Consider the following 13,831-nt stretch of genomic DNA (forward strand, 5'->3'; position numbering starts at 1 on the left):
TCCGGCCGGATCGCCGCCCGCATGGGCCCTGCGGCGGCCGACTCCAGGTGTTCCTGTGGTCAGGGTTGTTTAATGTGCCGCGCCTGCGGCAGGTCCCCAGCCGTGACCGAGTCGTGTGACCGCCCTGTTACCGCCCGAGTGTCCCCGACGGCCTCGACCTGCGGGTCAAGTAGCCTGGCACGGACTGCGCGGATCGCACGGGTGACAGGGTCGGCGCGGCGTCGCGGACAGCAGGTCACATTCATACAGCGCACGATGTCCTCCTGTGAGAAGTGATCTGGCGCACTGAGCTGCGCTGGTCGGCATGGTCAGGAGAACATGGGGCAAATCCCTATCCGGGTGGTGACATGATCGAGATTTGGCCCGGCGACCCCTATCCGCTCGGGGCTACATACGACGGCGCGGGCACGAACTTCGCGCTCTACACCGAGGTGGGCGAGCGTGTGGAGCTCTGCCTCTTCGACGAGGACAACAAGGAGGAGCGCGTACCCCTCACCGAGTGCGAGGGTTTCGTGTGGCACGGCTACCTGCCCGGCATCGGCCCTGGCCAGCGCTACGGCTACCGCGTCCACGGGCCCTACGACCCGGCGCGCGGCCAGCGCTGCAATCCGAGCAAGCTGCTGCTCGACCCCTACGCCAAGGCGATCGAGGGGAGTGTGAAGTGGGACCAGGCCGTCTACGGCTACCGCTTCGGCGACCCCGACAGCCGCGAGGACACCGACTCGGCGCCGTTCGTGCCGAAGTCCATCGTGGTCAACCCGTTCTTCGGGTGGGGCCACGACCGGCCGCCCGCGACGCCGTACCACGACACGGTGATCTACGAGGCGCACGTCCGCGGCCTGACGATCCAGCATCCGCGCATCCCCGAGCGCATCAGGGGCACCTACGCCGCGCTCGGGCACCCGGAGATCATCGACCATCTGACGGGGCTCGGGGTGACCGCGGTCGAGCTGATGCCGGTGCACCAGTTCGTCACCGACGACACCCTCCAGCAGCGCGGGCTGACCAACTACTGGGGCTACAACACCATCGGCTTCTTCGCCCCGCACAACGCCTACTCCAGCTCCGGCGAGCGGGGCGGGCAGGTGCTGGAGTTCAAGGCCATGGTCAAGGCCCTGCACGAGGCGAACATCGAGGTCATCCTCGACGTCGTCTACAACCACACGGCCGAGGGCAACCACCTCGGGCCGACGCTCAGCATGCGCGGCATCGACAACGAGGCCTACTACCGGCTCGTCGACGACGACCAGCGCTACTACATGGACACCACCGGCACCGGCAACAGCCTGCTCATGCGCTCGCCGCACACGCTGCAGATGATCATGGACTCGCTGCGCTACTGGGTCATCGAGATGCACGTCGACGGCTTCCGCTTCGACCTCGCCTCGACGCTGGCCCGGGAGCTGCACGAGGTCGACCGGCTGTCGGCCTTCTTCGACCTGGTCCAGCAGGACCCGGTGCTCAGCCAGGTCAAGCTGATCGCCGAGCCGTGGGACGTCGGGCCGGGCGGTTACCAGGTGGGCAACTTCCCGCCCCGCTGGACCGAGTGGAACGGCCGCTACCGCGACACGATCCGCGACATGTGGCGCGGCGAGCCGGCCGCGCTGCCGGAGTTCGCCTCGCGGCTCACCGGCTCCAGCGACCTCTACCAGGACGACAGCCGGCGCCCCGCGGCGTCCATCAACTTCGTCACCTGCCACGACGGCTTCACTCTGCAGGACCTGGTGTCCTACAACCACAAGCACAACGAGGCCAACGGCGAGGGCAACCGCGACGGCACCGACGACAACCGGTCGTGGAACTGCGGCGAGGAGGGCGCCGCGGGCGTGGCCGTGGAGGCGCTGCGCGAGCAGCAGAAGCGCAACTTCCTCACCACGCTGTTCCTGTCGCAGGGCGTGCCGATGCTCTCCCACGGCGACGAGCTGGGCCGCAGCCAGCAGGGCAACAACAACGCCTACTGCCAGGACAACGAGATCAGCTGGGTCGACTGGTCCGACATCAAGGAGAACTGGCTGCTGCTGGAGTTCACCCAGCGGCTGGCACGGCTGCGGCGCGACCACCCGGTGTTCCGGCGCAGGCGCTTCTTCTTCGGCCGCGCGGTCCGCGGGTCGGGCGACGACCTGAGCGACATCGCCTGGCTCACCCCCGGCGGCGGCGAGATGGCCGACGCCGACTGGCACAACGGCTACGCCCGCTCGCTGTGCGTGTTCCTCAACGGGGAGGCCATCACCGAGCCCGACCGGCGCGGCCGGCGGGTCGTGGACGACTCCTTCCTGCTGATGTTCAACGCCCATCACGAGACCATCCAGTTCACGATCCCCAAGGACTTCGGCGACGCCTGGGTCCCGGAGATCGACACCGCGGTGCCCATCGCCATCGACACCAAGCTCTACCGCGCCAAGGAGGAGGTGCCGGTGGAAGGCCGATCGGTGCGGGTCCTGCGCCGCGCCTGACCACGCCGCGCCCGCTCCGGCATGCCCGACGAGACACCCGCGAAGGAACACGACGTGACCGAACCGGCCAAGCCCACGGCGACCTACCGGCTCCAGCTCACCCCCCGCTTCGGGTTCGGGGAGGCGAAGGCCCTGGTCGGCTACCTGACCGAGCTGGGCGTGAGCCACCTGTACCTCTCGCCGATCCTGCAGGCGGTCCCCTCGTCCGAGCACGGATACGACGTGACCGACCACACGCGGGTCAGGGCGGAGTTCGGCGGGGTGGAGGGGTTGCGGAGCCTGGCGGCGGCGGGCCTGCCCCTGGTCGTGGACATCGTGCCGAACCACATGACGGTGCCCGTCCCCGAGTCGGGCAACGCCCGCCTCTGGGACGTGCTGGCGCACGGGCCGCAGGCCGGTTCGGCGCGGTGGTTCGACATCGACTGGCAGGGCGGCGGCGGCAAGGTCGCCATGCCCGTGCTGGGCGACGAGACCGACCTGGAGGCCGAGGTGGTGGCCGACGGCGACGTGCTGCGCTACTACGACCACCTGTTCCCGGTGCGGCCGGGCAGCGACGGGCGCCTGGCCGACCAGCACTACCGGCTGGTGCCGTGGCGGCGGCCGCCCGGCTACCGGCGGTTCTTCGACGTTTCCTCGTTGATCGGCCTGCGAGTCGAGGACCCCGAGGTCTTCGAGGCGACGCACGAGGTGATCCTGTCGCTGGTCGCCGAGGGCGTGATCAGCGGGCTGCGGGTGGACCATCCCGACGGGCTGGCCGACCCGCGCGGCTATCTCGCCCGGCTGCGCGAGCTGGCCCCGGTGTGGACGGTCGCCGAGAAGATCCTGATCGACGACGAGCGGCTGCCGGACGACTGGGCGTGCGACGGCACCACGGGGTACGACGCGCTCAACATGGTGACCCGGCTGTTCGTCGACCCGGCGGGCGCCGAGCCGCTGCTGGAGCTGTTCGTCCGGCACACCGCCTTCCCCCGCGACTACGAGACGGTGCGCTACGAGGCCAAGAAGCAGGTGCTGGCCCAGTTCTTCACCGGGGAGGTCGAGCGGCTCACCCGGGAGCACCCCGAGCTGCGCGAGGCGATGGTCGAGCTGCTGGCCGCCATGCCCGTGTACCGCGCCTACGCGGTGCCCGGCGAGCGGCCGCCCGCCGAGACCGTCCGGCTTCTGCGCGAGGCGGGGGCGCGCGCGGCCCGGCACGCCGACCCGGCCGCCGTCGAGCGCGCCGTCGAGCTGGTCCTGTCCGGCCCCGCCGAGACGGTGACCCGCTTCCAGCAGACCTGCGGCCCGGTCATGGCCAAGGGGGTGGAGGACACCGCCCTGTACCGCTGGTACCCGCTGGCCTGTCTCAACGAGGTCGGCGGCGAGCCCGACCGGTTCGGCGTGCCGGCCGAGGAGTTCCACGCCTACTGCGCCGGCATGGCGCCGTACACGATGACCACGCTGTCCACCCACGACACCAAGCGCTCGGAGGACGTCCGCGCGCGGCTCGCGGTGCTGTCGGAGCTGCACCAGGAGTGGGCCGAGGCGGTCGCCGGCTGGTCCGAGCGGGTGTCCTTCGACCCCAAGCTCGACTACTTCGCCTGGCAGAACCTCATGGCGGCCTGGCCGATCAGCGTGGAGCGCTTCAGCGACTACCTGTACAAGGCGGCCAGGGAGGCCAAGACCTCCATCTCGTGGATCAGCCCGGACGCCGCCTACGAGAAGGGCGTGCGCGACTTCGCGGCGCGGGCGATCGACGTCTGCGGGCCGTCGGTCGCGGCCTTCACCGAGCGCGTCGACCGGTACGCCAGGGTCAACTCCCTGGGCCAGAAGCTCGTGCAACTGATGATGCCGGGCATCCCCGACGTGTACCAGGGCAGCGAGACCACCGACTTCTCGCTGGTCGACCCGGACAACCGGCGGCCGGTGGACTTCGCCTACCGGCGATCGCTGCCGGCGGCACCGGACACCGGTAGCTGGGACGCCGCCAAGTTCCTGGTGACCACCTCGGCGCTGCGGCTGCGCAAGCGGCTCGACGTGGCGGCCCCCTACGTCCCGATCTCCACCGGGGAGTCCGGCTCGGGACGCGACCACGCGATCGCCTTCGCCCGTGGTGACCGAGCCGTGGCGGTGGCCACCCGGCTGCCCGCCGGCCTTTCGCGCCGCGGCGGATGGGGTGGCGCCACCCTCACGCTGCCGCCGGGGCGCTGGCGCGACCTGCTCACCGGCGCCCGGCACACCGGCCGCATCCCATTCGCGCACCTTCTGGGGCGTTATCCCGTGGCGTTGCTGGAAAAGGAATAGCAGGCGAGCCCCGCCGATGCGGCGGGGCCGCGCCGAATCCACGGGGAGGAACATGTTCGAGGTCTGGGCGCCCACGGCCGGCCGCGTCGAGGTGGAGATCGACAGGTCCGAACGGCATCCGATGGTCCGCGGCGAGGGCGGATGGTGGTCGGCGGAGGTGCCGGGCGCGGGCCACGGCACCGACTACGCCTTCAGCGTCGACGGCGGCGAGGCGTTCCCCGATCCGCGCACCCGGCGCCAGCCGTACGGCGTCTTCGGGCCGAGCCGCGTCTACGAGCACGACCGGTACACCTGGGGCGACCGGGCGTGGCGGGGGCGCCAGCTTCCCGGTTCGGTGATCTACGAGCTGCATGTCGGCACCTTCACCCGCGAGGGCACCTTCGACGCGGCGATCGGCAGGCTGGACCACCTGGTGGCGCTGGGCGTCGACTTCGTCGAACTGCTGCCCGTCCCGCCCGTTCCCGGGCGCCACAACTGGGGCTACGACGGGGTGGACCTGTACGCCGTGCACGAGGAGTACGGCGGGCCGGACGGTCTCAAGCGCTTGGTGGACGCCTGTCACCAGGCGGGCATCGGCGTGCTGCTGGACGTGGTCTACAACCATCTCGGCCCCTCGGGCAACTTCCTCGCCCAGTTCGGCCCCTACCTCCACGAGTCGGCCTCCTCCTTCTGGGGGCAGGCGGTGAACCTGGACGGCGCGTGGTCGGACGAGGTGCGCCGGTACTTCATCGGCAACGCGGTGCAGTGGCTGCGCGACTACCACATGGACGGCCTGCGCCTGGACGCCGTGCACGCCTTCCACGACAAGCGGGCCGTGCACTTCCTGGAGGAGCTCGCGACCGAGGTGGACGGGCTGTCGGCCGCGCTCGGACGGCCGTTGACGCTGATCGCAGAGTCCGACATGAACGACCCCCGCCTTGTCACCCCGCGCGAGGCGGGCGGGTACGGCCTGGCCGCGGTCTGGGACGACGACGTGCACCACGCCCTGCACTCCGCGCTGACCGGCGAGCGCCACGGGTACTACTGCGACTTCGGGCCCATGGACGTGCTGGCCAAGGTGCTCACCTCGGCCTACCTGCACGACGGCACCTACTCCACCTTCCGCGGGCGCACCCACGGCCGGCCCGTGGACCGCCTGCGCGTCCCCGGGCACCGGTTCGTGTGCGGCCTGCAGAACCACGACCAGATCGGCAACCGGGCCATGGGCGACCGGATGCCGGCCGAGGCGCTCAAGGTCGGCGCGGGCCTGCTGCTGACCTCACCGTTCACCCCGATGCTGTTCATGGGCGAGGAGTGGGGCGCGAGCACGCCGTTCCTGTTCTTCACCGACCACATCGAGCCGCACCTGGCGCAGGGTGAGAGCGAGCGCAGAGAGCGGGAGTTCCTCGGGCACGGCTACGACGACTGGGGGTCCAAGGCGCCCGACCCGCAGGACGAGGCCACCTTCCACCGCTCCAAGCTCGACTGGGACGAGCCGTCGTCGCCGGCGCACGCCGAGTTGCTGGCCTGGTACCGCGACCTGATCGCCCTGCGCAGGTCGTGTCCCGACCTGGCCGATCCCCGGCTGGACCGGGTGGCGGTGGAGGTGAGCGAGGAGGGCCGCTGGATCGTGGTCCACCGCGGCGCGCACCGCGTGGCGGCCAACCTGGGGGACGCCCCGGTCACGGTCCCCGTCGCGAGCGGCGCCGTCCTGCTGGCCTCCGACCCCAAGGTGGGCTTCGCCGACGAGGGCCTGTCCCTGCCGCCGCACACCGTCGCCATCGTCCGTCCCGCCTGACCGGGCGGGACGTGCCGTCCCGGCCGGGCGTGGGGAGCCCGCCGGGCGCCGCGCGGCCCGTCAGGGGGTGGCCGGCGGTTCAGGCGGCGGCCGAGGACAGGATCGTCGACAGGCGGCGCAGGCCGCGCGCCGTGCGGGCCTTGACGGTGCCGAGGGGCACGGCGAGCCGTTCGGCGATCTCGCGCTGGGTGAGGTCGGCGTAGTAGGCCAGCTCGATCGCCTCGCGCTGCGGGCCGGGCAGCACGGCGAGCGCCCTGCGCACCTGGTCGCGGCGGCCCAGCGTGTCGGCCATGTCCCGGCCGTCCCCGCCGGATGGTTCGATCACGCTCTCCAGGGGGACGGTCGTGAGCGTGCGGACCCGCAGGTGGTCGATGGCGCGGTTGCGGGCGATGCCGAGCAGCCACGCCTCCAGGCTGCGGCCGGGGTCGTACCGGTGGCGCGAGCGCCAGACCTCGGAGAAGACCACCTGCCGGACGTCCTCGACGTCCTGCGGGGGGACGAACTTGCGCAGGTAGGAGGCGACCAGCCCGGCATGGGCGCGGTAGCACTCCGCCAGCGCGGCCTCTTCGCCTCGCGCCAGCCGTACGCCGAGCGTGCCCGCCATGACAACCCACCTCACGGTCGAAAACCTATTCATAACTTATTCAATGTGCCCATCGTCGCCCGCACAACCAAGAGCGGGCATGCGCGTTCCACGACTGGGCAAAGCCGGAGCCGCTGCTGTGGAGAGGTGACCCGGTCAGGGCCCGAGGGCGGCGCGGTCAGGGACCGAGGATGGCGGGGTCAGGGGCCGAGGACGGCGCGGATCCGCGCCTGCGCCTCGCGGAGCGAGGCGACGCGGGTGACGCCCGGCGGCAGCCCGCCGTCCCACCAGCCGGGGCCGCCGACGAAGATCCGGCTGGCCGGGCGCAGCGCCGGCAGGGAACGCAGCGGCGCGGGGTCGCCCGTCGTGCCGACCTGGGACCAGACGAACACCGCCAGCGGCCCGACGCGCCGCATCGCCTCGGCCAGCGCGGCGTAGGGGGTGCGGGCGCCGAGGACGCGCGTCTCCAGGCGGTAGGCGGTGGTCAGCGCGGCGGCGAGCGCGTGCACCGGCAGAGTGTGCTGCTCCTCCTCCGCGCAGGCCAGCAGGACGGGACGGGGGTGGATCGGCCGCTCGGGCCGCGCGGACCGCCGGATCAGCGCGCTCAGCAGCCGCTCGGAGAACAGGTGCTCGATCTCGATGCCGGCCCCCGATCTCTCCTGACGCCGGGTGATCGCCGCGAACACCGGCTGGACCAGCCGCTCCCAGGTCCAGACGACCCCCTGCCGATCCAGCGCGGCGTGCAGGCACGCGGTGACCGCGTGGTCGTCAAGGTTCAGCACGGCGCGGGACAGAGCGGTCACGCCCGGGACCGCCGTGTCCCGCGGCGGCGTCTGCGCGGCCCGTTCCTGGGCCGGTACGACCATGCCGGGGTGCCCCGGCGCCTGCGCGGCCCGCTCCTCGGGGGGTGCGGCCGTGCCGGGGTGCCGCAGCGCCGACCGTGCGGCCTCGGCCGGGGGGACGCCCGCCTTGACCAGCCGGCTCATCTCCTCAAGGCGCACCAGGTCGGCGGCGTCGTAGCGGCGGTGCCCGCCGGGGCTGCGGTGGCTCGGGCCGATGCCGTAGCGCAGGTTCCAGGTGCGCAGGGTGGGCGCCGGCACGCCCAGACGCCGGGCGACCGCGCCGATGCCGAAGCCCGGTGACGCCTCTTCCGGCGGCTCGCTCTCGGTGCCCCGCCGGCCGCTCTCGTCGTCCATCCGTCCGCCCGCCTCGCCGCCCGCCGCGGGCGGGGCAGCGGGGCGCCCTCCTCGCCTGGTACTTCGCAACGACGGGTGCCGCTGGACGCAACCGGCCGCGGTGATCGCGCGAAGGCACAGGTGTGGAGACCGTCATCGTGCTGCTCACCAGAGATCTTCGTGTGCACGACCACCCGGCGCTGGCCGAGGCCTGCGCGCGGGCCCGGTCGGTGGTGCCGCTGTTCGTGCAGGATCCGGCGATACGGGCGCGCGGCCGCCAGAGGTTCCTGAACGAGGCGCTACAGGACCTGCGCGCGTCGCTGCGCGAGCGCGGCGGCGACCTGGTGGTGCGCCGGGGCGACCCGGTGGAGGAGACGATGCGACTGGCCGCAGAGCTGGGGGCGGAGGCGGTGTTCACCTCCGCCGACGTCAGCGCCTACGCCCGCCGGCGCGAGCGCCGCCTGGCCGAGGCGTGCGCCGCCCACCGGCTGCTCCTGCGCCTGTTCCCGGGCGTCACCGTGGTGCCGCCCGGCGCGCTCCAGCCCACCGGCGGAGACCACTATCGCGTGTTCACGCCGTACTGGCGGGCCTGGTCGGGCGCCGCCCGCAGGCCCGTCCTGCCGGCGCCGGACGCGGTGAGCCTGGCCCCGGGCGTGGAGCCGGGGGAGCTGCCGCCTCCCGGCCCGCCGCACGGCATGCTGCCGGGCGGCGAGACGGCCGGGCGCGGGCGGCTGGAGCACTGGCTGGCGCACGGCCTGGCCGGGTACGCCGAGGGCCACGACGACCTGCCGCGCGAGCGGACCTCCATGCTGAGCCCCTACCTGCGCTTCGGGTGCGTGTCGCCGTCGGAGGTCGCCGCGCGCGCGGAGGGCCGGCACGGCGGCGACGCCTTCGTGCGGCAGATCTGCTGGCGCGACTTCTACTACCAGGTCGCGCTCGCCTTCCCCGACCTGCCGCGGCGCGACTACCGCGAGCGCCAGGTCGACTGGAACGACGACGGGGAGGCCGCGCAGGCGTGGCGCGAGGGCAGGACCGGGCTGCCGATCGTGGACGCCGGAATGCGCCAGCTCGCGGCCGAGGGATGGATGCACAACCGCGCCCGGCTCATCACCGGCTCCTACCTGACCCGGCGGCTGAAGGTCCACTGGCGCATCGGCGGCGAGCACTTCGCCGACCTGCTCCTGGACGCCGACATCCCCGACAACTGGGGCAACTGGCAGTGGGTGGCCGGCACGGGGAACGACACCCGGCCGAACCGGGTGCTCAACCCCGTCCGGCAGGCCAAGAAGTTCGACCCCGACGGCGAGTACGTCCGGCGGTACGTCCCCGAGCTGGCCGGCCTGCCGGCGGAGGCGGTCCACGAGCCGTGGAAGCTGCCCAGGCCGGTACCCGGCTACCCGGCGCCGCTGGTCGCCCTCGACAATGGATAGATGATCGTAGCCTTCTCGGTGACCCCCCTCGGCGTGGGCGAGGGCGTCGCCGAACCTGTGGCGCGGGCCGTCCGCGTCGTCCGCGAGAGCGGCCTGCCCAACAGCACCGACGCGATGTTCACCACCGTCGAGGGCGAGTGGGAAGAGGTGATGGACGTCGTCAGGCGCGCCGTCGAGGCCGTCGCCGAGGTCGCGCCGAGGGTGAGCCTGGTGCTCAAGGCGGACGTGCGCCAAGGGGTGAGCGACGCCATGACCTCCAAGGTCGCCTCCCTGGAGCGCCACCTGGAGCAGGGCACGGCCTGACGCGGCCTGACGAGGCCTGACGCGGCCGGGGGCGGCCGGGCAGGGGTCAGTCCTGGGCCGCCGCCTCGCGCAGAGCCGCCGCCTCCCGGGTGGTCTCCGCCTCGCGCATGGTCTCCGCCTCGCGCATGGTCTCCGCCTCGCGCATGGCGGCCGCCTCGCGCATGGCCCCGGCCGTCGCGCGGTCGGACTCCGAGCCGTCGAGCAGGCCGGCGACCACGCCCTCGACGTCGTCCCGGCCGCGGTTCTGGTTGAGCTTCCACTTGGCCTCGATGCGGGTGATGACGACCTCGACCCCCACGATGGCCCGCAGTTGCCCCTGGATGTAGGCGTCGGGGGCGTCGTCCACCGACCACGGCGCCGGGCGCCGCGACTCGTGCTCGTCGGTCAGGCGCCTGACCAGCGCCCCGGTCCAGGCGGGGTCGTCGTGGGCGACCAGCCGGCCGTAGACGTGGGCCGTCACGTAGTTCCAGGTGGGCACGACCCGGCCGTGCTCGCGCTTGGCGGCGTACCACGATGGGGACACGTAGGCGTCGGGCCCCCGGACGATCACCAGCGCCTCGGTGCCGCCGCCGGCGTGCCGCCACTGCTCGTTGTTGCGGGCCAGGTGCCCGAGCAGGGCCCCGTGTTCCCCGGCGGAGGGGTCGAACACGAACGGCACGAGGGTGGCGACCATGCCGCCGGGGGTCATGGTGATCAGGTCCGAGGCTCCGGCGCGCCCGAGCAGCTCGGCGACGGCGGCGGGGCCGGGGGCGGCGAAATGCCGGGGGATGTACATGGTCACTCCGGGCGTCGCGGGTGGTCGGGCGGAGCCGGCGGCCAGGGTGCCGGTGGGGGTGGACGGCGCCGATCGCTCTGGCCGCGATCAGAATAGTTTGAGGCGTCCCGTGCGCTGGGCGGTGGCCTCGCCCAGACGCAGCGCCACGACGGCGGCCAGCACCAGCAGCGCCGAGAGCGCGCCCAGCGCCAGCAGGTCGGGCGCCAGGCCGGCCAGAGTGCGCCCGTCGAGCAGGGCGCCTCGCACGACGACCAGGCTGCCGGTGAGCGGGAGCACCGAGCCGGCCGCCCGCACCCATCCCGGCAACGCGAACAGCGGCAGGCGCACCCCGGCGGCGAACCACATCGGGTCGTCCAGCAGCGTGTAGAGGAACGCCGAGTCCCGGGAGAAGATGAGCAGGGAGTTCAGGAAGGCCCCCCAGGCGACGGCCGGCACCAGCAGCGCGAGGAAGACCACGGCGTACATGGCCGGGTGGGCGACGTGGACCACGTCCAGCACGGTGAACATCGCCACCATGAAACAGGTGAACAGCCAGACGTTCTGCACCAGCGCGCCGAAGCCGTTGGCCACGACGATGGCCAGGCGGTTGGCGGGGGACAGGAACAGCAGCTCCAGCGTGCCGGTCACCCGTTCGAAGGAGAAGTGCCAGGCCGACTGCACCAGGGAGAAGAAGAAGGCGAACCCGAGCGTGCCGGTGGCCAGGAACGCCAGCAGCCGTCCGGGGTCGGCGGCGAGCGGCCAGCGCTCGGCGATCCCGGGCGTCGCCGCGAGCGGGCGCACCGTGTAGTAGGTGGCCGCGAGCTGCATCAGCGGCCAGATCAGCATCGAGAACACCACGAGCTTGCTGCCGAAGACGCGGCGGTGCTGCTTGAGCGCCTCGGCGGCGAACACCCTGCCCATGTGCCGGGCCGCCGCCACGGCGGAGATCCTCTCCGAATGGACGGCCTGCCCGTCGGCCGTGGTGCTCCTGAAGGGGGTGGCGTGCCCGTCTGAGGGGGTCTTCGCCGAGGGGCTCGTGGGCTCGTGCGCCGTGATCCTCTTCTGTCGGCGGCGGGGCGCCCGGATCACGGGGTGGCCTCTCTCGTGCGCGGGTCCGGGGTCGCCGGGCGGGCGCAGCCCGTACAGCAGGGCCTCGTGCGGGCGCAGGGCGGAGTGCGGCAGCGCCTCGCGTGGTTCGCGGTGCTCCTCGCGCGGTTCGCGCCGGTTCTCGCGCGGTTCGCGGTCGTTCATGCGGTGACCAGCCCGGCCTCGTCGTTGAGGGTGAGGATGGCGTCCTCCAGGGAGGGCTCGGCCACCTCCAGCCCGGCCAGGGTGCCGCCCGCGTCCACGATCGCCATGGTCAGCGGGCCGGCGATCTCGTCGGGATGGCTGAGCGAGACGGTCATGTCGCCGTTCTCGGCGACCTCGACGTCGGCGCGGGCGCCGAGCCGCCCGGCGAAGGCGGCCACGGCCGACTCCACCCGCGCGGAGTGCCCGGCGACGGTGACCCGCACCCGGCGGTGGCAGCCGGTCCGCGCGGTCAGCTCGGCGGGGCTGCCCTCCGTCAGGTGCCTGCCGTCCCCGATGACGTACACGTGCCGGCACAGCTCCTCGACCTCGGCCAGGTAGTGCGAGGTGAGCAGCACGCCCTTGCCCTCCCGGGCGAGCCGGGCGACCACGCGGCGCAGGTCGCGGGCGATGGGCGCGTCCAGGCCGAGGGTCGGCTCGTCCAGCAGCAGGTAGGCGGGGTCGTTGATCAGTCCGCGGGCGATGGACAGCCGCTGGGCCATGCCGCGCGAATAGCGTTCGACCACGGTGTCGGCGGCGGCGTCCAGCCCGACCAGGGCGAGCAGCTCGTCGATGCGGGGACGCAGCACGCCGCGCGGCACGTCGTAGAGCTGGCCGAAGTACCACAGGTTCTCCCGGCCGGTCATCCGGGCGTAGACCATGCGCTCGCCGCCCGCGATGAGGTTGATCCGGCGGCGCACCGCGTTCGGGTCCCTGAGCGGGTCGAGGCCGTCCACCCGCACGGTGCCGGAGGTCTGACGCAACAGTGTGGCGATGATCTTGATGGTGGTGGTCTTGCCCGCGCCGTTCAGCCCGAGCAGGCCGGTCACCCGGCCCGGCGGGATCGCCAGGGTCAGCCCGTCCACCGCGGTGGTGACGGCGCGGCCGGAGCGGCGGCGCACGATGCCGGCGCGGCCGGCGCGGAACTCCTTGCGCAGGTCCTCGGTCTCGATCATGGATCAGTAGCTCCTCTCCATCGCGCGCCGTTCGGCGCGCGGCAGCCACAGCAGTCCGGCGACGCCGTAGGCGCAGCCGAGGGCGAGGGCGACGGCGAGCCGGCCGGGCGGCGCGCCCGTTCCGCTGGTGAAGACGCCGCGCACGACGTCCATGGCCGCGGTGGTGGGCACCGGCTCGCCGAGCCACTGGAGTGCCGCCGGCAGGTCCTGGCGGGGGAAGGTGAAGCCGGACAGCAGGGCGATGGCGAAGAACACGGTGTTCTGCGTGATGTGCGCCTCGCCCGCGGCGATCATCGCGGCGCTCAGCACCATGGACATGCCGAACACCGCCACGGCCAGGGTGAGCAGCGCGGTCAGGGCGCCCGCGGCGCCGCTCGCCGACGGGCGCACGCCGAGCGCCAGCGCGCAGGCGAGCAGGACGGCCACCTCCAGGACGATGGCGGTGAAGGCGAACGCGGCGAAGCCGAGCAGGTAGGGCAGGCGGGCGGCGGGCGCGACCAGCAGCGCTCCCATCGTCCCCTCGCGCTGCTCCTGGATGAGGGCCTTGGCCACCCACAGGACGCCGTGCGTAGTGAACATGAACGCCGCGGCGCCGACGGTGATGTATCCGAGGTAGTCGGCCGAGCCGGTCGTGGCGGCGAAGTCGCCTGCCACCCGGCCGCCGCCGATGGCCGCGAGGCCGAGGTGGGCGAGGCCGACGGTGAACACGCCGAGCATGAGCGTGCCGACGAAGTACGACCACGGATAGGCGCGCCTGGTGATCGTCCAGGTGCGGAGAAAGGTCGCCCAGAGGACGCGTGCCGGGGGGCTGAGCATATAAGTCTCCTTTAGAA

11 protein-coding genes are annotated in these 13,831 nt (G+C 72.9%); 5 read left to right on the top strand and 6 right to left on the bottom strand.

The features are described from left to right. Positions 1-347: 347 nt before the first annotated feature. Genes glgX through treZ form a run of 3 tightly spaced genes read left to right on the top strand, consistent with a single transcriptional unit; the run spans position 348 to position 6,510 of the window. Positions 348-2,453, top strand: a complete 2,106-nt coding sequence (gene glgX, locus ABZT47_RS16010; protein WP_354841663.1) for a glycogen debranching protein GlgX — start codon at positions 348-350, stop codon at positions 2,451-2,453. A 54-nt stretch (positions 2,454-2,507) separates the two neighbouring features. Continuing rightward, a complete protein-coding gene (treY, locus tag ABZT47_RS16015) occupies positions 2,508-4,733 on the top strand; it encodes a malto-oligosyltrehalose synthase (RefSeq protein WP_354841666.1) in 2,226 nt (741 codons plus the stop codon). Between the two features lie 52 nt (positions 4,734-4,785). Further along, positions 4,786-6,510, top strand: coding sequence for a malto-oligosyltrehalose trehalohydrolase (gene treZ / locus ABZT47_RS16020; RefSeq protein ID WP_354841669.1), 1,725 nt, complete (start codon positions 4,786-4,788; stop codon positions 6,508-6,510). A gap of 79 nt (positions 6,511-6,589) precedes the next feature. Here the strand turns inward: treZ and ABZT47_RS16025 are convergent, their stop codons facing one another. Together ABZT47_RS16025 and ABZT47_RS16030 are read right to left on the bottom strand one after the other, a co-directional pair. Further along, on the bottom strand, positions 6,590-7,129 hold the full coding sequence (locus ABZT47_RS16025) for a sigma-70 family RNA polymerase sigma factor (protein ID WP_354841672.1): 540 nt from the start codon (positions 7,127-7,129) through the stop codon (positions 6,590-6,592). A 164-nt stretch (positions 7,130-7,293) separates the two neighbouring features. Beyond that, positions 7,294-8,289, bottom strand: coding sequence for a MerR family transcriptional regulator (locus ABZT47_RS16030; protein ID WP_354841675.1), 996 nt, complete (start codon positions 8,287-8,289; stop codon positions 7,294-7,296). A gap of 122 nt (positions 8,290-8,411) precedes the next feature. On the opposite strand from ABZT47_RS16030, the gene ABZT47_RS16035 reads away from it, so the two are divergent. Next, positions 8,412-9,698 carry a deoxyribodipyrimidine photo-lyase gene (locus tag ABZT47_RS16035; RefSeq protein WP_354841678.1) on the top strand — a complete coding sequence of 429 codons (1,287 nt, stop codon included), beginning with the start codon at positions 8,412-8,414 and terminating at the stop codon, positions 9,696-9,698. Further along, on the top strand, positions 9,699-10,001 hold the full coding sequence (locus ABZT47_RS16040) for an MTH1187 family thiamine-binding protein (RefSeq protein WP_354841681.1): 303 nt from the start codon (positions 9,699-9,701) through the stop codon (positions 9,999-10,001). Positions 10,002-10,047: 46 nt separating this feature from the next. On the opposite strand, the gene ABZT47_RS16045 is transcribed toward ABZT47_RS16040, so the two are convergent. From ABZT47_RS16045 to ABZT47_RS16060, 4 genes are all read right to left on the bottom strand, one after another. Beyond that, entirely contained in the window at positions 10,048-10,776 is a 729-nt protein-coding gene (locus tag ABZT47_RS16045; RefSeq protein WP_354841684.1) for an FMN-binding negative transcriptional regulator, read from the bottom strand. Between the two features lie 87 nt (positions 10,777-10,863). Then, positions 10,864-12,006 carry an ABC transporter permease gene (locus ABZT47_RS16050; RefSeq protein WP_354841686.1) on the bottom strand — a complete coding sequence of 381 codons (1,143 nt, stop codon included), beginning with the start codon at positions 12,004-12,006 and terminating at the stop codon, positions 10,864-10,866. Then, positions 12,003-12,998, bottom strand: a complete 996-nt coding sequence (locus ABZT47_RS16055) for an ABC transporter ATP-binding protein (protein ID WP_354841689.1) — start codon at positions 12,996-12,998, stop codon at positions 12,003-12,005. The genes ABZT47_RS16050 and ABZT47_RS16055 overlap by 4 nt, the downstream gene beginning before the upstream one ends. A 3-nt stretch (positions 12,999-13,001) precedes the next feature. After that, the gene (locus tag ABZT47_RS16060; protein ID WP_354841692.1) at positions 13,002-13,814 is read right to left on the bottom strand and encodes an ABC transporter permease; all 813 of its coding nucleotides are present in this window, start codon (positions 13,812-13,814) and stop codon (positions 13,002-13,004) included. Positions 13,815-13,831: the final 17 nt, after the last annotated feature.

The organism is Sphaerisporangium sp. NPDC005289, from assembly GCF_040607455.1.
In the GTDB taxonomy this organism is placed as follows: domain Bacteria; phylum Actinomycetota; class Actinomycetes; order Streptosporangiales; family Streptosporangiaceae; genus Sphaerisporangium; species Sphaerisporangium rhizosphaerae.

Coding starts and splice junctions, on each gene's coding strand:
- ABZT47_RS16030 (WP_354841675.1), bottom strand. CDS start 8,289: ATGGACGACGAGAGCGGCCGGCGGGGCACCGAGAGCGAGCCGCCGGAA.
- ABZT47_RS16060 (WP_354841692.1), bottom strand. CDS start 13,814: ATGCTCAGCCCCCCGGCACGCGTCCTCTGGGCGACCTTTCTCCGCACC.
- treZ (WP_354841669.1), top strand. CDS start 4,786: ATGTTCGAGGTCTGGGCGCCCACGGCCGGCCGCGTCGAGGTGGAGATC.
- glgX (WP_354841663.1), top strand. CDS start 348: ATGATCGAGATTTGGCCCGGCGACCCCTATCCGCTCGGGGCTACATAC.
- ABZT47_RS16050 (WP_354841686.1), bottom strand. CDS start 12,006: ATGAACGACCGCGAACCGCGCGAGAACCGGCGCGAACCGCGCGAGGAG.
- ABZT47_RS16055 (WP_354841689.1), bottom strand. CDS start 12,998: ATGATCGAGACCGAGGACCTGCGCAAGGAGTTCCGCGCCGGCCGCGCC.
- ABZT47_RS16040 (WP_354841681.1), top strand. CDS start 9,699: ATGATCGTAGCCTTCTCGGTGACCCCCCTCGGCGTGGGCGAGGGCGTC.
- ABZT47_RS16045 (WP_354841684.1), bottom strand. CDS start 10,776: ATGTACATCCCCCGGCATTTCGCCGCCCCCGGCCCCGCCGCCGTCGCC.